We start from the raw sequence: 21,314 nt of genomic DNA on the forward strand, positions 1-21,314 counted from the left end.
AGCCGCGCTCAGAGCCGGGGACGCAGCTCCTCGGTCCACACGTCCCAGCCCAGCCGGGCGATCAGGACGGTGACCACCACCAGGAAGAAGACGCGGATGAAGCGGCTCCCCCGGGTGGTCGCCGTCCGGGCGCCGACGTAGCCGCCGACCATGTTGGCCGCGCCGAGCATCAGCCCCAGGCCCCAGAACACCGAGCCGTGCGGGATGAAGAACAGCAGGGCACCCAGGTTGGTCGCGCAGTTGACGATCTTGGCCTTGGCGCTGGCGGCGAGGAAGTCGTAGCCCAGCAGGGAGACCATCGCGAACACCAGGAACGACCCCGTGCCCGGGCCGAGGACGCCGTCGTAGAAGCCGATGACCAGGCCCACGGCGGCGGCCACGCCGTGGTGCCGGCGGCCGGCGTGCCGCAGCGCGGTCACCTCACCCAGCGCCGGGCGGAACACCGTGAACGCCCCGATCCCCACCAGCGCCACCACGATGACCGGCTTGAAGACGGCGGTCGGCAGCAGTGCGGCGACCGACGCGCCGGCGGCACTGGCCACCAGCGCGACCCCCGCCATCGGCAGCGCGGTGCGCAGGTCGGGGCGCACCCGCCGGTAGAAGGTGACCGCGCTGGTCGTCGTCCCGAGGATGGCGCCGAGCTTGTTGGTGGCCAGCGCCTGCACGGGGCTGAGCCCGGGTACGAGCAGCATCACCGGCAGCTGGACCAGCCCGCCGCCGCCCACCACGGCGTCGACGAAGCCGGCGGTCAGGCCGGCCAGCAGCACGAGGAGCAGGACCGTGGGCGTGAGCCCCTCGGGCAGCAGGTCCACCGCGAGGACGTCGGTCACCCGGGGAGGCTAGCCAACCCCGGAGCGCCGGCTCAGCGGTAGTTGACGTGCACGTGGTCGAAGTGGTTCTCCGTCACCCCGCCGCGGTCCTCCATCTGCTTCCAGGACCCGTTCGGCGAGCTGAGCATCCGCTGCTCCCAGATGACGTAGGCGACGCCGAGCTCGGCCCAGTGCTCGATGTGGTAGCGGGTGATCGCGTCGCCGAGGGCGGCGTCGGTGAGCACCATGTAGTCCAGCGCGAGACCGGAGGGGTGGCCGCCGGGGTCGGTGGCGCTGGCCCGGGTGCCGCCCAGCGTGATGCCGCCGGCGCCGGGGACCGCCGACACGACCTGGTCGGCCGCCGCCTGGACCTGCGGCTTCACCGCGCCGGTGCGGTTGCTGATCCGGGCGACCGCGCTGGTGACCGCCTCGGCCGCGGCCGCGACCGGCGCCTTGCGGGCCGGCGCGGCGGCCACGACGGGGGTCTCCTCGTCGGCGGCGTCCTCCGCCTCCGCTGCCTCCGCGACGGCCGCAGCAGCCTCGGCAGCGGCCGCCTCGGCAGCGGCCGCCTCGGCAGCGGCCGCCTCGGCAGCGGCCTTCTCGGCAGCCTCCGCCTCCGCGGCGGCCTCCGCGGCGGCCTCCTCCTCGACCCGCCGGCGCTCGAGCTCGGCGGAGTCGGCGGCGGCCTGTGCCTGCTGGGCCGCGGTCTGCGCGGCCTCGCGGCTGCTGCGGCTGGCGGCCAGCTCCGCCAGCGGCCCGAGGTCGGTGGCCGGACCGGAGGCCGTGGGGGCACCGGCCAGGCCGAGCTGCTCGGCCACGCTCACCGGCTGCGGCTCGGCCACCACCGGGACGGCCGCGCCCATGCCGGCGATCCCGGTGCTGGCGAGGACGGCGACCGCCACCGCTCCCGCGACGGCGGTGCCGAGGAGGGCGCCGGCGGGCGGGCGGCGGTACGTGCGGGGGCGCATGGGCGGTGGTGCTCCAGGGGTGCGGGCGCAGCGACGAGGACCCGGGTGCGGGGTGCGCTGCGGCGGGTGTGCGGGCTCCCCTGCGGGGCGTGCCGACCGGCCGGACTCGGGCCACCGTAGCCACCGTTGCCGTTCCGTGACAACGCCGTCGGCGCGTCGCGCCCCGCGCGCCGCCTCAGACCCGGGCGGCCAGGGCGTCGGTGAGGAGCGCGACCAGCGCCTCGTGCTGCACGTCGGCGGAGGACCCGACCTCCTCGTCGGAGCCGTCCAGGGCGCGGGCGGCCAGGCCCGCCTTGCTATCGATCAGCTCGGCGATCCGGGCGTCGATGGTCTGCGCGGCGATGATCCGCCACGCGGTGACCGGCTCGGTCTGCCCGATCCGGTGCGCCCGGTCGATGGCCTGTGTCTGCTCGGCGTCGGTCCAGGACAGCTCGGCGAGCACCAGGTTCGAGGCCACCTGCAGGTTCAGCCCCACCCCGGCCGAGGTCAGCGAGCACACCGCGATCGCGACGTCCGGGTCGTTGACGAAGGCGTCGATGTTGCGCTGCCGGGCGCCGGGCGTCTGGTCGCCGCGGATGGAGGAGTAGCGAACGCCCTGCCGGGTGAAGGTCTCCTCCGCGGTGTCCATGACGTCGATGTGCTTGGCGAAGAACACCACCTTGCCGGCGCTGCGGGCCAGCTGCGCGGCGTAGTCGGCGGCCAGGCCCGCCTTGGCCTCACCGATCCGCCGCATCATCGAGAACACGTTCTCGCCGGCCTTGGTCGACGTGGCGTCCTTGAGCTCCCAGCGGGCCACCTGGCGCACCAGGTTCTCGTCGATGCCCTCGACCTCGGTGGCGGTCTCCCGCGCCGCGATCGCGGAGTCGTAGCGCTTGACCAGCCGGCGGGCCAGCTCCCGCTCGGCCGCGCGGATGGACCGGCCCTCGGCCCCGTCGAGCTCGACGGGCAGGTCGGCGATCCGGCGGGCCGGGATGTCGGCGGCCACGTCGACCTTGCGCCGCCGGACGATGCCCTGCTCGACCACGCAGCGGCGGGCGGACGGGTAGAAGCCGTGGTCGGCCGGCGTCAGGCCGGTGTCCTCCAGCGCGTCCATGAGCCCGTCGAGCGGCTTGCCGTCGTCGATCCAGCCGAGGAACTGCCAGATGGCCCGGAAGTCGTCGATGTCGTTGATCAGCGGTGTGCCGGTCAGCGCCATCAGCAGCGGCCGGGGGCTGCGGGCGCGGACCCGCTCGGAGATCTCCAGCACGTGCTGCGAGCGCTGCGAGGAGCGGTTCTTGATGAAGTGCGCCTCGTCGACGACCATGCCGCGGAAGCCGAAGTCGCCCAGCCAGCCCACGTGCCGGTCGAGCACCTCGTAGTTGACGACCACGATGTCGGCGAAGCCGTCGAGGGTGTCGCCGTTGCCGTTGATGACCGTGGCCCGGCGGTGCGGGGTCCACAGCGCCGCCTCGCGCGCCCAGTTGGTCTTGACCACGTTCGGCACGACCACCAGCAGCGGGTAGGCCCCGGCCGCCTCGGCCGCCAGCAGCGACTGCGCCGTCTTGCCCAGACCGGGCTCGTCGGCGAGCAGGAAGGTGCGGTGGCCCGCGGCGGCCGCGGCCACCAGCTGCCCCTGGTGCGGCATGAGCTCCATGCCCGTCGGGGTGAACCGGGACGTGGGGAACGGCAGGGACATGCAGGCCGCGTCGCCGGCGCCGGCGCGCTCGAAGGAGCTCAGCAGCGGGCCGATCAGCTCCCAGCCGACCAGCCGGCGCGGCCGCGCGGGGGCCTGCGGGACGGCGGAGAAGTCCGGGGCGAGGAAGGGGTTGGCCAGCTGCCGGGAGATGACCGACTGCGGCACGACCCGCTCGGGGGCGGCGGTGGGCGCCGCGGCGGCGACCGGAGCGGGGGCCTCGGGCTCGTCGGCGACCTCGATGCCGGCGTCGCGCAGCATCTCGCGCTTGAGCCGGCGGGTGGTGTCGGAGACGGCCGCGTCCTCGGACAGCAGGGCGTAGAGCGCGGAGTCGCGCACCGCCGTGCGGGCCAGGATGGTGGCGATCCCGTCCAGGCGCTTGAGCTGCTCGGCGCGGCGGGCCTCGGACAGGTCGGGCGCGGCCTTGACCCGGGCGTGCTCCTCGCGCACCAGCAGGGCCACGACCTGGAACTTCGCGCGCGCCCCCGGGGTCACCGGGCCGCGCTGGGCCGCGGCCTCGACCTCGCGGACGGCGCGGGCGAGCACGGACAGGACGTCGCCGGGCTCACGGTTGCGCCGCTGGTCGCGTGCGGGCCCCCGGCGGTTGCCGGACTGGCGCTGGCCTGTTCGAGCCACGGACTCCTCCTCTGTCGTGCCGAGCACGCCCCCGGACGCGGGCGACGCGCCGCCGCCTGCGGCCGGCACGCCGTCCGGGCACGACCGCGCCGGCCGCTCCGGGGAGCGACGTGGCGACCGGACCCGGGACGGCCGCGACCCGGGAGGCCGCCGTCGACGGCGGACCGGGGTCCCGGTCGGGGACGGGGCAGCGACCACGCCGGGGTGTCCGTCATCGGGCGGGTGCCGCGTGGTCTGCGCTCTCACGATGCTAGCGCGCGCCGGTCGGCGCGGGACGCCGGACGCCGGGCCGGACGCCCCGCACGGGTGGTGTACGGGCCGCGGCAGCGGGGTCAGGCCGGCCCGAGGTCGTCGATCATCGGCTGCAGCAGCGCCGCCATCGTGGCCGCGGCCCGCTCCGGGTCGCGGTCGGTGACGGCTGCGACCAGCTCCTCGTGCAGCTGCGCCAGGTCGTCGGTGACGCCGCGCACGTCGTCGTCGAGCACCACCTCGAACACCGTGAGCAGCCCCTCGTAGACCTCCGCGAGCAGCTCGTTGCCGGTGGCCGCGACGACGGCACGGTGCAGTGCGGTGTCGGTCCGGGCCCGGTCGGCGGGGCCACCGCCGGACCAGGCGTCCCGGCGGGCGGCCAGCAGCTCCGCCAGCCGGCGGGCGTCGTCGTCGGTCCGGCGGACGGCGGCGATCCGGGCGGCGGCGGCGTCCAGGGCCAGCCGCAGCTCCAGGCTGTCCCGCCGCGACGTCGCGGCCACCCGCCGGCCGAGGGAGGCCCGGACGTCGGAGCTGCTGAGCACGAAGGTGCCGCGGCCCTGCTCGCGGCGGAGGATGCCGGCCTCGACCAGCGAGCCGATCGCCTCGCGCACGGTGTTGCGGCCGGCCCCGCTCCACGCGACCAGCTCGGTCTCGGTCGGGATCCGCCCGCCGACCGGCCAGCGCCCGCTGCTCACCTGCTCCCGGAACAGCTGCGCGACCTGCGTCCCCAGCGCGGCCCGCCGCAGCGTCGGTTCCCCGGCCACGGGTCAGCCCCGCCGCGCGGGGACGGACGGGGGCCGGCAGGCCCACCAGCCGGCGGCCAGGGTGATCACGAGGGTGGCCGCCAGCACCAGGTACGTCGACCGCCAGCTGCCGGTGGCCTGGTCGAGGGCGCCGAGGGCCAGCGGGCCGATGCAGCCGATCCCGTAGCCGATGCCCTGCACCAGGCCCGACAGCGCCGACGCCGCCGCGGGGTCGGCGGTGCGCAGGCCGATGAGGGTCAGGCACAGCGGGAAGGTGCTCACGCCCAGGCCGAAGGCGGTGGCCCAGGCCAGGGCCCCCGTCTGCGGAGCGGTGAGCATGCCGAGGTAGCCGACGGCCATCAACGCGGCGCACACGACGACCACCGGGTAGGGGTTCGCCAGCCGGCCGGCCAGCGGCGGGACGACGAAGGCGGCGACCAGCCCCAGCCCGGCGAACCACGACAGCAGGAACGCAGCCGACGTCTCCCCCACCCCGGCGTCGGTGTACATCGTGGGCAGCCAGGTGATGAGCGTGTAGACGTGCAGCGTCGTCATCGCCATCAGGCCGATCAGGCCCAGCGCCAGCGGGGTGCGCTGGTGCACGCCGCGGCCGGCCGGGCGCGGTCCCGCGGGCGCTCCCGGTGCGCGGTCCCGGGCGGCGCGGTCCCGGGCGGCGCGGATCCACAGCACCGCGGCGACCGCGGTGAACAGCGCCCACACCCCCGACGCCGTCCGCCAGCCGGCGACCGTGGCCAGGGCCAGCGCGACCAGCGGCGCGACGAGCTGCCCGACCTGCAGCAGCACCATGTAGACGGTGCTGAGGGTGCGCACCCGGGTCGGGAAGTGCGTCTTGACGATCGGGATCAGGACGACGTTGGAGGCGCCGACGCCGGCGAACAGCAGCACCGAGGCGCCGAGCAGCGCCGCCGGCGACCAGGCCAGCGCGCGCAGCACGATGCCCACCGTGGTCGCGGTCAGCGCCAGCGCGGCGGTGCGCTCGAGCCCCAGCCGGCGCACCAGGGCCGGGGCGGCGAAGGCGGCCACCGCGAAGCAGGCGGTGACGATCGTCCCGATGGCGCCGGCCACCAGCTGGCCGAAGCGCAGCGCGTCCCCCGCCGTCCCGAGCAGCACGCTGAACCCGGTCACCGCGGTGCGCAGGTTCAGGGCGGTGAGGACGACGGCGGTGAGGACGCCTCGCTGCTGCCGGGTGTCGGGGTCCGTGGCGACGGTCACCACGGGAGTAGACCACGCAGTGGTGGGATCATGGGATGAATGGTTCCGACCGTGCTGCACCGGGCGCGGACGGCCCGGTGCAGCAGCGCGGTCCGCTCAGCCGTCGATGTCGGTGCTGGTGATCAGGTGCTCCCAGGCGTCGACCTCGGCGCGCCGGGCGTCGAGCACCCCGCGGTAGGCGGAGAGGGCGTCGTCGCCCAGCAGCAGCAGCGCCGGCGGCGCGTCCGACTCGACGGCGGCGATGATCGCCCGGCCGGCCTTCGCCGGGTCGCCGGGCTGGGTGCCGTGGGTGGTGTCGACCTCCTTGCGGCGCTTGCCGGCGGTGTCGGCGTAGTCGGCGATCGGGGTGCTCGACTGGGTCAGCGACCGGCCGGAGAAGTCGGTGCGGAACGCGCCGGGCTCCACGACGGTGACCGAGATGCCCAGCGGCGCGAGCTCCCCGCGCAGCGACCCGGACATGCCCTCCAGCGCGGCCTTGGCCGCGGCGTAGTAGCCCGAGCCGGCCGGGGTGATGGTGGCGCCGATCGAGGAGACGTTGACGATCGCGCCCGAGCGGCGGGCCCGCATGCCCGGCAGCACCGCCTTGACCATCGCCACGGCGCCGAAGAAGTTGGCCTCGAACAGCCCCCGGACGTCGGCGTCCTCGCCCTCCTCGACCGCGGCCCGGTAGCCGTAGCCGGCGTTGTTGACCAGCACGTCCACGCCGCCGAAGCGCTGCTGCGCGCGCTGCACCACCTGGGGGACCTGCGCGGGGACGGTGACGTCGAGCGCGGCGGTGAGCACGCGGTCGGGTGCGGCGTCGGCGAGGTCGGCGACCGCCTGCTCGTCGCGGGCGGTCGCGACGACCTGGTGGCCGGCGGCCAGGACGGCCTCGGCGAGCGCGCGGCCGAGGCCGGTCGAGCATCCGGTGATGAGCCAGGTGGACATGGGCTTCCTCTCGCAGGGGTGCACGGGGACGGTGGCGCCCGCCTCCCGGCCGGCACCGCGTGCCCCCACCCTGCCCGCCCCCGCGCCGGCGAACCCCCGGGGCCCGGAGCACCCCGCGGCGGACCGCTACCGGCCGGCGAGCGCGAGGACCGCGAGCCCGACGACGGCGACCAGCAGCCCCACCAGCCGGACGGTCCAGACCAGCACCGGGGCGGCCCGCCCGGGCAGTGGCTCACCGGCTCCGGCCAGCGCTCCCCCGGCGGCCTCGCCCCCGCGGGCGAGCGGGGCGGCGAGCGCGATGACGAGGAGGCCGAGCAGCGCGGGCCATCCGGTGGCCACGTCTACCTCGGGTCGTCGATCGGTCCCCGCCCGGCCAGCCACGCGTCCTCGTGCCCGTGGAAGGCCACCAGCTCCGCCCAGCGGTCGTCGCCGAGCAGGTCGGGGTCGAGCTGCACACCCCGCTGGGTCTGCACGTAGCCGAGGTACCGGTAGGAGGGGCGCAGGCCGGCCAGCAGTTCGTGGTCCAGGTCGGGCACCTGGCCGGGGACGGCCGGCCGCAGCTCGTCCCACTCGAACAGCACGTGGAAGGTCAGCAGCCGCCACCTCCCGTCCTGCCGCACCGCCCGGGAGTGGAAGCGGCAGTGGGCGTGCACGTCGGCCTCGACGCCACCGACCTCCTGGCGCAGGAAGATCTCCGCCGGGCTCTCGACGATCGCGCGGTCGCCCCGGACGTCGGCGACGGCGGGGAACACCCAGTGCTTGCCGGTGTAGACGCCGGCCGGTGCGTCGCCCATCAGGTCGCGGGTCGCGGCGACGTAGGCCGACCCGCCCACGCCGTCGTACCAGGTGGTGCGGACCCAGGCGTTGCGGTGGAAGCAGTCGGCCATCTCGGTGAACCGGCGCTGGTCGCGGGCGAACCGCTCCCGGCGCACCAGGTCGAACAGCTCCTGCCGGTCGGCGGCCGGGCCGGCGGCGGCCTCAGGTGGCGGCATCGGCGGCCACCTCCCCGGTGTGACCCAGCTCGGCACTGAGCGCCCGGGCGGTGGCCAGCAGCTGCTCCAGCGTCGAGGCGAGGTCGAGCTCGCCGGCGCCCAGCAGGGCCACCGTGGCCACCAGCCCCTTGTCGTCGAACACCGGCGCGGCCACCGCGACGGTGCTGCCGTTCCACACGACGCTGTAGCCCTGCCGCCGCGCGGAGTAGACGTCGGTCTCCAGCCGGGCCCGCTGGGCCGCCGGCATCCCGGCCAGCGCTGCCTCCATCGCCGCCGCGTCGCCGTAGGCGAGCATCAGCTGCGACTGCGCCGCGGTGGGCTCGAGCCGGGTGCCCGGGTGCACGGTCATCACCACGACCCGGCTGGTGTCCTCCTCCGCCAGCGCCACCACCGGCCCGGTGGCGCCGCGGATGCCCAGTACCGCGGTCATCCGGACGGCGCTGCGCAGCCGCTGCAGGTGCGGGCCGGCGATCTCGACCACGCGGCGGCGGCCCAGCGCTTGGATCCCCAGTTCCAGCATCAGCCCGCCGAGGGCGAACGTGCCCCGGCGGGAGCCGCGCTCGAGGATGCCGGCGGCGGCCATCGACGCGCAGTACCGGTAGGCCGTCGTCCGGTTGAGGCCGGTGGCGTCGGCGATGTCGGCCGCCGAGAGCTCGACGGCCTGGGACCCGAACAGGGCGCAGATCTGCCCGACCCGCGCCACGGCCCGGATGTCGGCGGTCGACGTCGCGTCGTCAGAGTTCACCATGCGCGAAGCGTAGTTCAGCAGGAGCACACCCTGACGACTCTGCGCGCCGACCGCCGACACGTCAGCCCGCCAGCCAGTTGGTGAGCTTCGTGGTGACCTCGTTGTAGTTCTCGGCGTACCAGTCGACGTCCTGCAGGACGGTCTCGCCGGTGTTGACCGGCCCGTAGACCTCCAGCTTCTTCTGGTTCTCCGACAGCTGGAGCTCGGCCTTGGTGTTGGTCGGCGCGGTGCCCAGGTCCGCGGAGATCGCGGCCACGGCCGCCGGGTCGGTGAGCGAGGAGACGAACTTCGACGCGGCCGCGCCGTTGGGGGCGCCCTTCGGGACGGCGAAGGCGCTGAGCGTGGTCACCGTCTTGTCCCAGACGATGGTGGCGTCCAGCCCCTGCTCCAGCAGCGGCAGCAGGCGGGAGTCCGAGAGCATGAACATGTCGACCTGCCCCGAGCCCACCGCCTGCTGCAGCGCGCCGACGTTGGGCGCGAAGGTCGTCACGTCGCGGATGGTGTCCAGTTTGGCCAGCGCCCGGTCCACGTCGAGCGGGTACATCGCGTCCGGCGCGACGCCGTCGGCCAGCAGCGGGTACTCGAGGATGCCGTTCTGGACGTTGGTCAGGATGCCGCGCTGCCCGGGGAACGCCTGGACGTCGAAGAAGTCCTCGATCGTCTTCGGCGCCGTCGCCGGGTCCGGGAACGCCTCGGTGCGGTAGGCGAAGGGCGTGGAGTTGATGAAGCCGCCGACGTAGCACTCGCCCACCGCGCCCTCGACCAGGTCGGTCTCCGGGACGCCGGTGTACTCGACCGGCTGGAAGAGCGTCCCGCAGTTCTGCTGGGCGGCTGCCGGGGCGACCGCCACGACGTCCCAGGAGACCGCGCCGGCCTCGACCTGGGCCTTGACCTGGGCCACGTCCGGCGGCGAGGTGTTGACGAAGGTGATGCCCGGGTTGGCTGCGGTGAACGGCTCCTGCCAGTCCTCGATCATGGCGTCCTGGCCGTCGCCGCCGTAGCCGACGAAGGTCAGCTCGGCCTCGGTGGCCGAGCCGCCGTCGGCCGCGGCCGCGTCGTCACTGCCGCCGCAGGCGGCCAGCGGGGCGAGCAGGAGGACTGCACCGAGGGTCCCGAGCGCGCGCGTGGATCGTGGCATCGTTGTCACTTCCCTGGAGAGCGGGCTCGTGAGGCCCATCGAATGTTCGGCATGTGATGTACGACATCGTCATGTGAACGCTAGACCCGGTCGGCGAGCCGCCGCAAGCATCGCCGCGCTCGCATCTGAGAAAGTCCGCCACCTCTGGGACGGCTCCGTGCACATCGTGAACGCGCAGGTGAGAGCCCCGTGCCGGGCCGGCGGCCGGACCGGCCCGGCACGCGCGGGGACGCCGCGCGGCAGCTCGCCGCGCGGCGTCCCGGTCCGCCGGAGCAGGTCAGCGAGCGACCACCCGCTGGCGGTCCACGCGCCACCAGGCGACCACGGGCTGCCCGACCGCCACCCCCGTGCCGGAGGCGTCGACCCGGGCGCGGCCGACCACGTCACCGGCGCCGTAGGAGAGCACCACGGTGCGGTAGGACCCCAGGTACTGCACGTCGGTCACCGTGGCGGGGACGGCGTTGGCGCCCGGCGGGACGACGTCGCCGGGCTCGGCGACGTGCACGTCCTCCGGCCGCACCACGAGCGCGGCCCGACCGGTCGCCCGGGCGCGCTCGGCGACCGTCCGCGGGTCGAGGTCCCACCGCTGGCCGCCCCAGCCGGCGGTGGCGCCGGGGGCGTCGGCGAGCTCGAAGACGTTGGAGTCGCCGAGGAAGCGCGCGGTGAACAGCGTCTCCGGCGCCCGGTACAGCGTCTCGGGTGAGCCGACCTGCTCGATCCGGCCGTTGTTGAACAGCGCGATCCGGTCCGAGAGGCTCATCGCCTCCTCCTGGTCGTGGGTGACGAAGACGAACGTCGAGCCCACCTCCCGGTGGATGCGCTGGATCTCCGCCTGCAGCGCGCCGCGCAGGTTGCGGTCCAGCGCCCCCAGCGGCTCGTCCAGCAGCAGCGCCTTGGGCCCGAACACGATCGCCCGGGCCAGCGCCACGCGCTGCTGCTGCCCGCCGGACAGCTGGGAGGGGACGTTGTCGTCGCGCCCGGTCAGCTGGACCAGCTCGAGCACCTCGGCCACCCGGCGGGCGATCTCGGGCTTGGGCACCTTCCGCTCCCGCAGCGGGTAGGCGACGTTCTGCGCGACCGTCATGTGCGGGAACAGCGCGTAGTTCTGGAACAGCATCCCCAGGTCGCGCTTGTGCGGCGGGAGCGTGCTGACGTCCTCGCCGTTGAACGCGATCGTCCCCGAGGTGAGCGTCTCGAAGCCGGCGATGAGGTTCAGCGTCGTGGTCTTGCCCGAGCCGCTGGGGCCGAGCAGGGTCATGAACTCCCCCGGCTCGATGGTCAGCGAGACCCCGGCGACGGCGGGCACGGCCAGGCCGTAGTCCTTCACGACGTCGGTCAGCCGGATCTGCGTCCCGGCGCGGGCCGGCGCCCCGGTGGACCCGGCGGCGACGGCGGTGGAGGTGGTGGCGGACATCAGGACTCCTGTCGGTTCTTGCGCCGGCTGCCCAGCAGCAGCGGGACGAGGCACAGCACGGTGACCGCGGTGACCACCAGGCTGGAGGACGCGGCGATGGTCGGGTCGACCTCGAAGGTGACGCTGTTGAACATCTGCACGGGCAGCGTCTGGAACTTGGGCGAGCGCAGGAAGAGCGCGATGACCACCTCGTCGAAGGAGGTCACGAAGGCGAACACGGCCCCCGTGATCACGCCCCGGCTGATCAGCGGCAGCGTGACGTACCGGAACGTGCGCAGCGGCGGGGCGCCCAGCGACGCCGAGGCCCGCAGCAGCTTGGAGTCGAAACTGCTCAGCGCGCTGGTGACCGACACCAGCACGAACGGCATGCCGATCGCGGCGTGCGCGAGCACGTACCCGGTGAAGCTGCCCACCAGGTGCCACTTGAGGAACGAGATGTAGACGACGACGGCGATGACGATGCCGGGCGTGACGATCGAGATCATCAGCACCGTGCGGGCCAGCCGGGCCAGCCGGCCGGTGAGGTTGTGCAGCCCGACCGCCGCCGCGGTGCCGACCAGGGTCGCCAGCGTGGCCGCGACCACCGCGACCAGGAACGAGTTGCGCAGCGAGTCCAGCCACACCGGGTCGGTGAAGAAGTTGCGGTACAGCTGCAGGGAGAAGCCCTCGGGCGGGAAGCTGAACGTCGTCGCCGAGCTGAAGCTCATCGGGATGACGAAGAGCGTGGGCAGCACGAAGAACAGCGCCACCGCCGCCACCACCAGCCGCAGCCACCACGGGACGGCGTCCACCGCGCGCTGGCGGCGGCGGGCCGGCGGCGGGTCGGCGGGCGCCGGCGCCTCGGGCGCCGGGACCTCGAGCTGGGCCGAGGTGGTCATCGCTGCTCCTTGGGGGCGGTGGTGGCGACGACGCCGATGGCCGAGACCGTGCCGCCGACGCGGTTGGTCCAGGCCACCAGCACCAGGGTGACGACGAGCACGAGCGTGCCGAGCGCACCGGCGCCGGCGAAGTCCAGCAGCTGGGTGGTGCGCTGTGCGAGCAGCTGGGCGATCAGCGACTCCTGCGGGGTACCGAGCAGGGCGGGCGTGACGTAGAAGCCCAGGCTGAGGGTGAAGACCAGGATGAGGCCCGCGGTGACCCCGGACCGCGACAGCGGCCAGTAGATCCTCCAGAAGGCCACCAGCGGCGAGGAGCCGAGCCCGCGGGCGGCCAGCAGCAGGCGGCGGTCGATGCCCGACAGCGCGCTGAACAGCGGCAGCACCATGAACGGCAGCAGCACCTGGCTCATCGCGATCGCGACGCCGGAGACCTTGCCGTAGAGCACCACGTCCAGCCCGAAGAGCCCGAAGAACTCGTCGACCGGCCCGCCGCGCTGCAGGATCAGGATCCAGGCGAAGTTGCGGGCCATCACCGACGTCCAGAACGGCACCAGCACGACGACCAGCAGCACCGCCCGCATCCGCGGCCCGACCCGGGTCATCACGTAGGCGTAGGGGTAGCCGAGGGCGAAGGCGATCACGGTGACCAGCAGGGCCGTCTGCGCGGTGCGCAGCAGCACCCGCAGGGTCACCCCGTCGGTGAACAGCGCCGACCAGTGCTCGCCGGTCAGCTCGGGGGCGCCCACGCTGCGCAGGAAGCTCTGCACGAGGGGCACCAGCAGGACGGCGGCCAGCAACGCCAGCGCCGGCAACAGCAGCAACCAGTGCGGTCGCGGCACCCTGCGCCGTACGGGGAGTGTCACGAGGGGTCCACCTTTCGACTAGCCGGCGAGCACGGAGCCGAGGCCGGCGGCCGCGTCCTGCAACGCCTGGACCCGCTCCGCCGACGTCTGGTCGGAGCGGTTGAGCATGGTGGTGGTGCCGATGAGGGCCATGGCGGCCTGCACGTCGTACGTGGCGAAGACCGGCACCGCGACCGAGGCGAGCCCGGCCCGGTGCAGGTCGGCCCAGGCGACCCGGTGCTGGCGGACCCGCTGCAGGGCGGCGCGCTCCTCGGCGGCCTCGGCCGCCGACAGCCCGGCGTGGGCGCGGGTGACCACCGCCGGGTCGGAGCGGAAGGCCAGCAGCACCCGGGTCTGCGCTGCTTTGGTCTCCAGCACCGTGCCGACGCGGACGGTCAGCAGGATGGTGCCCTGCTGCGGCTCCTCCACCAGCGTCACGACGGCGCCGGTGCGGCCCAGGAAGCTGAGCACGGTGGTCAACCCGGTCGAGTCGCTGAGCTGGCGCATGACCGCCGGGGCCAGCGTGAGCACCTGCTGGCGCACCGACACCAGCGCCGACAACTGGTCCAACAGCGGTCCCGGGCCCGCCGTGGAGCTGAGGAAGCCGGCCCGCTGCAGCGCCTGCAGGTAGCGGTGCGCCGTCGTGCGGTTGAGCCCGAGCCGCTCGGCCACCAGGGACGCGGTGAGCGTGCGGGTGTCCTGGTCCAGCAGGGACAGGACGTTGGCCGCCCGCTCGATCGCCTGGATCGGGGTGCGGTCGGCCTCGGGCTCCACAGGCCCGCGCCGCGGTCCCGCGGTCGCCGGGGGACGCCGGCCGATCGGTGCGACGGACATGCCCCACCCCCTCATCGGAGCGCGTCGGTGCGCTCTGCGGTGGGAGTCAAGCAGGTCACAGTTCACGATGCAATCACCGACTTCACATCACGAACAACACGCAGGCACGGGGGTGGACAGCCCTCATACGCTGTGCGTAGCGTGAACATCCGATACGCATCCCGAACACAGGAGGTCCCCGGATGGTCACCACGGACGCCGGACCCGCACCGAGCCCTGCTCTGCTGAAGGTCCTCGACGGCACCGTCGACCTGCACTGCCACTCCGGCCCGAGCCCGTTCCCGCGGCGCCTGGACCACGTCGAGGCCTCCTACGAGGGGGCCCGGATCGGCATGCGGGCGGCCCTGGTGAAGTCCCACCACCACAACACCGTCATGGACCTGCTGGCCATGGGCCCGCAGCTGCGCGACGCGCCGACACCCATGTACGGCGGGGTCGCGATGAACTCCGAGGTCGGCGGCATCAACCCGTCCGCGGTCGCCGTGGCGATCAACATGGGCGGGAGGTGCGTCTGGGGCCCCACGGTCTCGGCCGGCCAGCACATCGAGGCGCACCGCCACGACGACGGCTTCCCGCACAACACCGGCAACCTCTACGAGCAGGAGGTGTCGGTCTTCGACGCCTCCGGCGACGTGTCCGCCGAGACCGACCTGGTCACCCGGCTGGTCGCCGACGCCGGCATCCTGCTCACCGGCGGCCACCTGGACGGCGAGTCGATGGTGGCCTGGTTCGAGACCGCGCAGCGCAACGGGGTGACGCGGATGCTGGTCCACCACCCCGACTACATCATCAAGGCCTCCGAGCAGGCGATCGAGAAGATGCTGGGGCTGGGCGCCTTCGTCGAGCACGAGCTGTCGATGTACGACCCGCGCGTGACCGCACCCGACTGGCCGATCGAGCAGCTCGTCGACTGGATCCGCCGGATCGGCCCCGAACGCACGGTCATCAACTCCGACCTCGGCCAGGTCGGCAACCCGCTGCCGGTCGACGCCTACCTGCTGGTCGTCGAGCAACTGCTCGACCACGGCATCCCGGCCGACGACATCCGGCAGATGATCTGCCGGAACACCGCCTTCCTCCTCGGGCTCGAGGAGAGCAACCGGTGAGGCGGGCCGACAAGGTCGTCATCACGACCGCGGTCACCGGCTCGGTCAACGTCCCCTCGCAGAGCCCCTACCTGCCGCTGACCACCGACCAGGTGGTCGAGGCGGCGCTGGGCGCGGTCGAGGCCGGCTCGGCCGTCGTGCACCTGCACGCCCGGCACCCCGACGGCCGCCCGGCCTGGGAGCCGGAGGTGTTCGCCGAGATCGTCCCGCGCATCACCGAGGCCACCGACGCGGTCGTCAACATCACCACCGGCGGCTCGTCGCAGATGTCCATGCAGCAGCGGCTGGCCGGGGCGACGGAGTTCGCCCCGGAGCTCGCCTCGATGAACATGGGCTCGATGAACTTCGTGTACTCGGGGATCGCCGACCGGGTCACCGAGTGGCGGTACGACTGGGAGGAGCCGTACGTGCGGGCCACGTACAGCCACCCCTTCGTCAACAGCTTCGCCCAGATCGAGCACACGATGCGCACCCTGGGCGCGGCCGGGACCCGGTTCGAGTTCGAGTGCTACGACATCGGCCACCTGTACTCCCTGGCGTACTTCGTCGACAAGGGACTGGTCGAGGCCCCCCTGCTGGTCCAGGGCGTGTTCGGGATCCTCGGCGGGATCGGGGCCGACCACGAGAACCTCGAGCACATGGTGCGGATCGCCGACAAGCTCTTCGGCGACGACTACTCCTTCTCCGCCTTCGCCGCGGGGAAGGACCAGATGCAGTTCGCCACCCACAGCGCCTGGCTCGGCGGGCACGTCCGCGTCGGGCTCGAGGACAACGTGTGGCTCGGCAAGGGCCGCCTCGCCGAGACGAACGCCCAGCAGGTCACCAAGATCCGCGCCGTCGTCGAGGACCTCGGCAAGCAGATCGCCACCCCGGACGACGCCCGCGCGCTGCTCGCGCTGCGCGGCCGCTCCACCCCCACCGACTCCCCGAAGGGCAGGGCCCTGGCATGACCACCTACGCCGCCGACGACATCCGCTCGACCCTGACGACCGCCGCCCCGCAGCAGGCCGTCGACCCCGCCACCCCGATCCGGCCCGCGCAGTGGATCGAGTTCCTGGCCCTGCCGCCGTCGGAGACGCACGCCCACGGCAGCCGCACCTGGGTCGCCCGCGCCGCCAACCTGGTGGTCGCCTACACCGACGCGAAGGCCGGCGACGTGTTCCCCCGCAGCGGCCAGCCCGACGAGTACACGGTGCTCATGTACTCCGGCAGCGCCGCGATCACGGTCACCGCCGGCCACCGCACCGAGTCCGTCGCCGAGGAGGCGCTCGTCGTCGTCCCGCCGGGCGACAGCGAGGTGCGCGTCGACACCGACGGCGTGCTCATCCGGCTGTTCTCCGTGGTGGCCGGCGACCTCACCGCCGCCGCGCTCAACGCCGACGTCTACGTCGAGCCCGACCCGCGCGCCGCCCCGCTGGTGCCCTGGCCGGACCCGGTGGGCGGCTTCGCGCTGCGGGTCTACCGGCTCGCCGACACCCCCATCGCCGAGGGCCGGTTCGGACGGATCTTCCGCACCACCAACCTGATGGTGAACTTCCTCGCCGAGGAGCCCGCGCCGCGCAACGCGCAGAAGCTGTCGCCGCACACCCACGACGACTTCGAGCAGGTCTCCCTCGCCGTGCAGGGCCGGTTCGAGCACCACATCCGCTACCCGTGGGGCCCGGACCGTGCCCAGTGGCGGCCCGACGAGAACCGCGAGATCGCCACCCCCTCGATCTGCGTCATCCCCCCGCCGACCGTGCACACCACCCAGGGCGTGGGCGACCACCAGCAGCTCATCGACCTGTTCTCCCCGCCGCGGGTCGACTTCTCCGAGTCCGGCTGGGTGCTCAACGCCGACGACTACCCGGCGCGGTGAGCGCGCGCACCAGCCTGTTCCGCGCCGCCCTCGCCCAGCGCCGGGGCCCGGCGCTGGGCACCTGGGTGAAGATCCCGGCGACCGAGGTGGTGGAGCTGGTCGCGCTGGCCGGCTTCGACTTCGTCGTCATCGACCTGGAGCACTCCCCCATCGACCTGGAGTCGGCGTTCCGGCTGATCGGCACCGCCCTGCACACCGGGGTCTCGCCGATCGTGCGGGTCGCCGACCCGCATCCCGGCCTGGTGCAGCGGGTCCTCGACGCCGGTGCCGAGGGCGTGATGTTCCCGCACGTCGACACGGTCGAGCAGGCGCAGGCGGCGGTGGCCGCGGTGCGCTTCCCGCCCCGGGGCACCCGTGGTGTCGGCGCGACCAGCCGGGCCGGCGCCTGGGGGGCCACCCCGCTGGCCGAGTACCTGCGCTACGGCCGGGAGGAGGTCGTGCTCATCGCCCAGGTCGAGAGCGCGACCGGCGTCCGGAACGCCCGGGAGATCGCCTCGGTCGACGGCGTGGACGCCCTGCTCGTCGGGGCCGCCGACCTCGCGGTCAGCGAGGGCCGCGCCCCGGACGACCCGGCCGTCACCACCCTGATCGCCGCCGCGGTCCAGGCCGGCCGGGCCGCCGGGGTGCCGGTGGGCAACGCCGGCGGCGCGACCGCCGCCTCGGTGCGCGCGGCCGTCGAGACCGGCTTCACCTTCACCCTGCTCAGCAACGACGCCACCCTGCTCGGCACCGCCGCCAGGGCCGCGGTCGATGCGGGTCGCACGGTCCCCTTCCCCATGCACGAGGAGAGCAGATGAGTGAGCCGCTGAGCGGCCGGGTCGTACTCGTGGTCGGCGCCAGCGCCGGCATCGGCGCCGACACCGCCCGCGTGCTGGCCGCCGACGGCGCCAGTCTGATGCTGGTCGCCCGCACCGCCGGCCCACTGCAGGCGCTGACCGACGAGCTCGCCGCCGCCGGTCACGACGTCGCCTGCACCACCGGAGACGTCGCGGTCGCCGCCGATGTGGCCCGCTTCGTCGACGCGACCGTCGAGCGCTTCGGCCGGCTCGACGGGGCGTTCAACAACGCCGCGATGACCCAGGCCGGCCGGCTGGACCAGGTGAGCGAGGCCGACTTCGACCGGCTGCTCGCGGTCAACGTCAAGGGCACCTGGCTGTGCCTGCGGGAGGAGATCCGGGTGATGGAGGCCCAGGGCGCGGGCTCGATCGTCAACGTCAGCAGCATCGGCGGGCTGCGCGGCAGCCCGGGCATGGGCGGCTACCAGGCCAGCAAGCACGCCGTCATCGGGCTGACGCGCACCGCGGCGCACGACGTCGGCCCGCTGGGCATCCGGGTCAACGTGGTCGCCCCCGGCCCCACCGAGACGCCGATGCTGGAGAAGACCCGGCAGGCGATCCCCGGCGGGGTCGAGGCGCGCATCGCCGCCACCCCGCTGCGCAAGGCCGGCACCGGCGCCGAGGTCGGCAACGTCGTGTCGTTCCTGCTCAGCGAGCGCGCCAGCCACCTGTCCGGCGTGATCCTGCCCGTGGACGGTGGGTTCGTTGCCTGAGGACGCCAGCACGCAGATCGGCACGCTGCGGCTCCCCGCCCGGGTGCACTTCGGGTACGGCGCCCGCGCCCAACTGCCCGAGGTCGTCGCCGTGCACGGCCGGCGGGTGCTCGCCGTCGTCGACCCGTTCCTCGTGGGCACCTCGGTGCTCACCGAGGTCGTCGACTCCCTCACCGCGGCCGGCCTGCAGGTGCGGGTCTACTCCGACATCACCCCCGAGCTGCCGGTTCCCACCCTGACCGCGGCCGCGGAGGTGGCCCGGGAGCACGGCGCCGACGTCGTCCTGGCCATCGGCGGGGGCAGCGCCCTGGACGCCGCGAAGGTCGTGGCGCTGCTGTCCCGCTTGGACGGACCGCTGCCGCGCTACTACGGCGAGAACCAGGTGCCCGGCCCGGTCGTGCCGATCGTGGCGGTGCCCACGACGGCCGGCACCGGCTCGGAGGTCACCCCGGTCGCGGTGGTGTCCGACCCCGAGCGCGAGCTCAAGGTGGGCATCTCCTCCCCCTTCCTGGTGCCCGCCGCCGCGGTCGTCGACCCCGAGCTCACCCTCGGGGCACCCGCGAGCGTCACCGCCTTCTCCGGCATCGACGCCCTCGTGCACGCGGTGGAGTCCTACACGGCCCGGCCGCTGGAGCTGGACTGGTCGGCACCCCTGCCGGTGTTCACCGGGCGCAACGCCCTCGCGGAGCCGATCGCGCTGCAGGCGGCCGCGCACCTGGGGCCGTGGCTGCCGGTCGCGGTGGCCGAGCCCGGCAACCGGCAGGCCCGCGGCGAGGTGGCCCGCGGCGCGCTGCTCGGCGGGGTCGCCTTCGGCTCGACCGGCACGCACCTGTGCCACGCCCTGCAGTACCCGATCGGCGGGCTCACCAAGACGCCGCACGGCCTCGGCACCGGGCTGCTGCTGCCCTACGTGCTCGACCTGCTGCGGCAGGACCCGGCCGTCGCCGAGCGGATCGCCGCGCTCGGCGCCGCCCTGGAGGGCATCCCGGTCACCGAGGCCTCGGCCGAACGCACCGTCGCCCGGGTCGTGGCGATCAACGCGGCGATCGGCGTCCCCGCGGACCTGGCTGCGATCGGCATCGACCGCGACCAGCTGCCGCACGTCGCCGACCTGGGGCTCCGCTCGGCCCGGCTGCTCGCCATCGCGCCGGTCGACCCCACCCGAGAACTGCTGCTCGAGCTCCTCGAGCACGCCCACGCCGGACTCCTGACCGATCGGAGCGTCGCATGACCACCCCCGACATCACCGTCGCGGACCCCACGACCGAGACTCCGGCCGCACCCCTGCGGTGCGACCTGTTCATCGACGGGGAGTGGCGGTCCGGGTCCGGGGGCCGCCGGTTCGACGTCGTCGACCCCAGCGACGGCTCGGTGATCGCCGGCTTCGCGGTCGCCACCGACGCCGACTGCCAGGCCGCGGTCGACGCCGCGGTCGCCGCACAGGAGGGCTGGGCGGCGACCGCCCCGCGGGCGCGCAGCGAGCTGCTGCGCGCCGCCTACGACGTGCTCACCGCCGAGGTCGAGCACTTCGCCGAGCTGATGGTGCGCGAGAACGGCAAGTCCTGGTCGGACGCGATCGGCGAGGCGACCTACGCGAAGGAGTTCTTCCGCTGGTTCGCCGAGGAGGCCGTGCGCGTGCCCGGCGACTACCGGCTCTCCCCCGCCGGCGACAAGCGGATCGTGGTCGACCGACAGCCGATCGGCGTCTCGCTGCTGATCACGCCGTGGAACTTCCCGGCCGCCATGGCCACCCGCAAGCTCGCCCCGGCGCTGGCCGCCGGGTGCACCACGATCCTCAAGCCCGCCCGGGAGACCCCGCTGACCGCGGCCTACGTCGTCGACGTGCTGCACCGGGTCGGCGTCCCGCGCGGCGTGGTCAACCTGGTGACCCCGGTGCCCACCGGCCCGCTGGTCAAGGCGATGCTGGACCGGCCGGAGGTGCGCAAGCTGTCGTTCACCGGCTCGACCGAGGTCGGCCGCGAGCTGCTGCACGCCTGCGCCGACAGCGTGGTCAGCGCCGCGATGGAGCTGGGCGGCAACGCCCCGTTGATCGTGTTGCCCGGCGCCGACCTGGACGTCGCCGTCGAGGGGGCGCTGCTGGCGAAGATGCGCAACGGCGGCTCGGCGTGCACCGCGGCCAACCGCTTCTACGTGCACGGCTCGCTGCACGACGAGTTCGTCGCCCGGATGGGCGACGCGCTGGGCCGGGTGCGGGTCGGACCGGGACTGGACCGCGGCAACGGCCTGGGGGCGCTGGTGTCGGTGTGGGAGCGGGACAAGGTGGCCGACCTGGTCGCCGGCGCGGTGGCCGAGGGGGCGACCGTCGTCCGCGGCGGGCGGTCGTCGGCCGAGGGCGCGTTCTACGACGCCACCCTGGTCACCGGCGTCCGGCACGGGTCGGCGATCAACGCCACCGAGATCTTCGGCCCGGTCACCGCGGTGGTCCGCTACGACGACGTGGACGACGCCGTCCGCATGGCCAACGACACGATCTACGGCCTGATGGCCTACGTGTTCGGCGAGGAGCGGGAGGCCATGGCGGTCGCCTCTCGCCTCGAGGCCGGGATGGTCGCGGTCAACCGCGGCGTCGTCAGCGACCCGGCCGCGCCCTTCGGCGGCGTCAAGCAGAGCGGCCTGGGTCGCGAGGGGAGCTCCGAGGGGATCCTGGAGTTCCTCGAGGAGAAGTACATCGCGCTCACCGCCTGACCGGCCCGACCT

At 74.2% G+C, this 21,314-nt stretch carries 20 protein-coding genes and 1 pseudogene; 7 read left to right on the plus strand and 14 right to left on the minus strand.

Going from position 1 to position 21,314, the window contains the following annotated elements; all coding sequences use genetic code 11:
• Positions 1 to 8 precede the first annotated feature (8 nt).
• From ACGBYP_RS12360 to ACGBYP_RS12425, 14 genes and pseudogenes are all read right to left on the minus strand, one after another.
• The gene (locus tag ACGBYP_RS12360; RefSeq protein ID WP_411584445.1) at positions 9 to 830 is read right to left on the minus strand and encodes a sulfite exporter TauE/SafE family protein; all 822 of its coding nucleotides are present in this window, start codon (positions 828 to 830) and stop codon (positions 9 to 11) included.
• 32 nt (positions 831 to 862) lie between these two features.
• On the minus strand, positions 863 to 1,777 hold the full coding sequence (locus ACGBYP_RS12365; protein ID WP_411584447.1) for a hypothetical protein: 915 nt from the start codon (positions 1,775 to 1,777) through the stop codon (positions 863 to 865).
• Between the two features lie 175 nt (positions 1,778 to 1,952).
• A complete protein-coding gene (locus ACGBYP_RS12370; RefSeq protein ID WP_411584449.1) occupies positions 1,953 to 4,085 on the minus strand; it encodes a DEAD/DEAH box helicase in 2,133 nt (710 codons plus the stop codon).
• A 332-nt stretch (positions 4,086 to 4,417) separates the two neighbouring features.
• Positions 4,418 to 5,098: a FadR/GntR family transcriptional regulator gene (locus tag ACGBYP_RS12375; RefSeq protein WP_411584451.1), complete on the minus strand. Its 681-nt coding sequence runs from the start codon at positions 5,096 to 5,098 to the stop codon at positions 4,418 to 4,420.
• Positions 5,099 to 5,101: 3 nt separating this feature from the next.
• Positions 5,102 to 6,310 carry an MFS transporter gene (locus ACGBYP_RS12380; protein ID WP_411584453.1) on the minus strand — a complete coding sequence of 403 codons (1,209 nt, stop codon included), beginning with the start codon at positions 6,308 to 6,310 and terminating at the stop codon, positions 5,102 to 5,104.
• 96 nt (positions 6,311 to 6,406) lie between these two features.
• Positions 6,407 to 7,237 (minus strand): oxidoreductase, encoded by an 831-nt coding sequence (locus ACGBYP_RS12385; RefSeq protein WP_411584454.1) that lies wholly within the window; start codon positions 7,235 to 7,237, stop codon positions 6,407 to 6,409.
• Positions 7,238 to 7,363: 126 nt separating this feature from the next.
• Positions 7,364 to 7,576 carry a hypothetical protein gene (locus ACGBYP_RS12390; protein WP_411585234.1) on the minus strand — a complete coding sequence of 71 codons (213 nt, stop codon included), beginning with the start codon at positions 7,574 to 7,576 and terminating at the stop codon, positions 7,364 to 7,366.
• 263 nt (positions 7,577 to 7,839) lie between these two features.
• Positions 7,840 to 8,229 (minus strand): annotated as a pseudogene (locus ACGBYP_RS12395) (nuclear transport factor 2 family protein); the annotation flags it as partial.
• Positions 8,216 to 8,977, minus strand: coding sequence for an IclR family transcriptional regulator (locus ACGBYP_RS12400; protein WP_411584455.1), 762 nt, complete (start codon positions 8,975 to 8,977; stop codon positions 8,216 to 8,218). The gene ACGBYP_RS12400 and the pseudogene ACGBYP_RS12395, both read right to left, overlap by 14 nt.
• 61 nt (positions 8,978 to 9,038) lie before the next feature.
• A complete protein-coding gene (locus ACGBYP_RS12405; RefSeq protein WP_411584457.1) occupies positions 9,039 to 10,115 on the minus strand; it encodes an extracellular solute-binding protein in 1,077 nt (358 codons plus the stop codon).
• Between the two features lie 277 nt (positions 10,116 to 10,392).
• On the minus strand, positions 10,393 to 11,529 hold the full coding sequence (locus ACGBYP_RS12410) for an ABC transporter ATP-binding protein (protein ID WP_411584459.1): 1,137 nt from the start codon (positions 11,527 to 11,529) through the stop codon (positions 10,393 to 10,395).
• A complete protein-coding gene (locus ACGBYP_RS12415) occupies positions 11,529 to 12,407 on the minus strand; it encodes an ABC transporter permease (protein ID WP_411584461.1) in 879 nt (292 codons plus the stop codon). The genes ACGBYP_RS12410 and ACGBYP_RS12415 overlap by 1 nt, the downstream gene beginning before the upstream one ends.
• On the minus strand, positions 12,404 to 13,270 hold the full coding sequence (locus ACGBYP_RS12420) for an ABC transporter permease (protein ID WP_411584463.1): 867 nt from the start codon (positions 13,268 to 13,270) through the stop codon (positions 12,404 to 12,406). The genes ACGBYP_RS12415 and ACGBYP_RS12420 overlap by 4 nt, the downstream gene beginning before the upstream one ends.
• An 18-nt stretch (positions 13,271 to 13,288) precedes the next feature.
• The gene (locus tag ACGBYP_RS12425) at positions 13,289 to 14,083 is read right to left on the minus strand and encodes an IclR family transcriptional regulator (RefSeq protein ID WP_411584465.1); all 795 of its coding nucleotides are present in this window, start codon (positions 14,081 to 14,083) and stop codon (positions 13,289 to 13,291) included.
• Between the two features lie 182 nt (positions 14,084 to 14,265).
• Between ACGBYP_RS12425 and ACGBYP_RS12430 the strand changes: the two genes are divergently transcribed.
• From ACGBYP_RS12430 to ACGBYP_RS12460, 7 genes are read left to right on the plus strand one after another with little or no spacing between them, the layout of a single operon-like run.
• Positions 14,266 to 15,189 carry a DUF6282 family protein gene (locus ACGBYP_RS12430; protein ID WP_411584467.1) on the plus strand — a complete coding sequence of 308 codons (924 nt, stop codon included), beginning with the start codon at positions 14,266 to 14,268 and terminating at the stop codon, positions 15,187 to 15,189.
• Positions 15,186 to 16,139 carry a 3-keto-5-aminohexanoate cleavage protein gene (locus tag ACGBYP_RS12435; RefSeq protein ID WP_411584469.1) on the plus strand — a complete coding sequence of 318 codons (954 nt, stop codon included), beginning with the start codon at positions 15,186 to 15,188 and terminating at the stop codon, positions 16,137 to 16,139. The genes ACGBYP_RS12430 and ACGBYP_RS12435 overlap by 4 nt, the downstream gene beginning before the upstream one ends.
• A complete protein-coding gene (locus ACGBYP_RS12440; RefSeq protein ID WP_411584471.1) occupies positions 16,136 to 17,047 on the plus strand; it encodes a hypothetical protein in 912 nt (303 codons plus the stop codon). The genes ACGBYP_RS12435 and ACGBYP_RS12440 overlap by 4 nt, the downstream gene beginning before the upstream one ends.
• Entirely contained in the window at positions 17,044 to 17,844 is an 801-nt protein-coding gene (locus tag ACGBYP_RS12445) for an HpcH/HpaI aldolase family protein (RefSeq protein WP_411584473.1), read from the plus strand. Before ACGBYP_RS12440 ends, ACGBYP_RS12445 begins: the two co-directional genes overlap by 4 nt.
• On the plus strand, positions 17,841 to 18,596 hold the full coding sequence (locus ACGBYP_RS12450) for an SDR family NAD(P)-dependent oxidoreductase (RefSeq protein WP_411584475.1): 756 nt from the start codon (positions 17,841 to 17,843) through the stop codon (positions 18,594 to 18,596). The genes ACGBYP_RS12445 and ACGBYP_RS12450 overlap by 4 nt, the downstream gene beginning before the upstream one ends.
• A complete protein-coding gene (locus ACGBYP_RS12455) occupies positions 18,589 to 19,827 on the plus strand; it encodes an iron-containing alcohol dehydrogenase (RefSeq protein ID WP_411584477.1) in 1,239 nt (412 codons plus the stop codon). Before ACGBYP_RS12450 ends, ACGBYP_RS12455 begins: the two co-directional genes overlap by 8 nt.
• Complete coding sequence (locus ACGBYP_RS12460; protein WP_411584479.1) at positions 19,824 to 21,302, plus strand: NAD-dependent succinate-semialdehyde dehydrogenase; 1,479 nt, start codon at positions 19,824 to 19,826, stop codon at positions 21,300 to 21,302. Before ACGBYP_RS12455 ends, ACGBYP_RS12460 begins: the two co-directional genes overlap by 4 nt.
• The last annotated feature ends 12 nt before the right edge of the window (positions 21,303 to 21,314 follow it).

This window comes from Modestobacter sp. SSW1-42 (assembly GCF_046635825.1).
Taxonomy (GTDB): domain Bacteria; phylum Actinomycetota; class Actinomycetes; order Mycobacteriales; family Geodermatophilaceae; genus Modestobacter.

What these genes read in the sequence shown, in the direction of transcription:
- ACGBYP_RS12365 (WP_411584447.1), bottom strand. Translation starts at nt 1,777, where the DNA reads ATGCGCCCCCGCACGTACCGCCGCCCGCCCGCCGGCGCCCTCCTCGGC.
- ACGBYP_RS12385 (WP_411584454.1), bottom strand. Translation starts at nt 7,237, where the DNA reads ATGTCCACCTGGCTCATCACCGGATGCTCGACCGGCCTCGGCCGCGCG.
- ACGBYP_RS12400 (WP_411584455.1), bottom strand. Translation starts at nt 8,977, where the DNA reads ATGGTGAACTCTGACGACGCGACGTCGACCGCCGACATCCGGGCCGTG.
- ACGBYP_RS12405 (WP_411584457.1), bottom strand. Translation starts at nt 10,115, where the DNA reads ATGCCACGATCCACGCGCGCGCTCGGGACCCTCGGTGCAGTCCTCCTG.
- ACGBYP_RS12410 (WP_411584459.1), bottom strand. Translation starts at nt 11,529, where the DNA reads ATGTCCGCCACCACCTCCACCGCCGTCGCCGCCGGGTCCACCGGGGCG.
- ACGBYP_RS12415 (WP_411584461.1), bottom strand. Translation starts at nt 12,407, where the DNA reads ATGACCACCTCGGCCCAGCTCGAGGTCCCGGCGCCCGAGGCGCCGGCG.
- ACGBYP_RS12425 (WP_411584465.1), bottom strand. Translation starts at nt 14,083, where the DNA reads ATGTCCGTCGCACCGATCGGCCGGCGTCCCCCGGCGACCGCGGGACCG.
- ACGBYP_RS12430 (WP_411584467.1), top strand. Translation starts at nt 14,266, where the DNA reads ATGGTCACCACGGACGCCGGACCCGCACCGAGCCCTGCTCTGCTGAAG.
- ACGBYP_RS12440 (WP_411584471.1), top strand. Translation starts at nt 16,136, where the DNA reads ATGACCACCTACGCCGCCGACGACATCCGCTCGACCCTGACGACCGCC.
- ACGBYP_RS12450 (WP_411584475.1), top strand. Translation starts at nt 17,841, where the DNA reads ATGAGTGAGCCGCTGAGCGGCCGGGTCGTACTCGTGGTCGGCGCCAGC.
- ACGBYP_RS12460 (WP_411584479.1), top strand. Translation starts at nt 19,824, where the DNA reads ATGACCACCCCCGACATCACCGTCGCGGACCCCACGACCGAGACTCCG.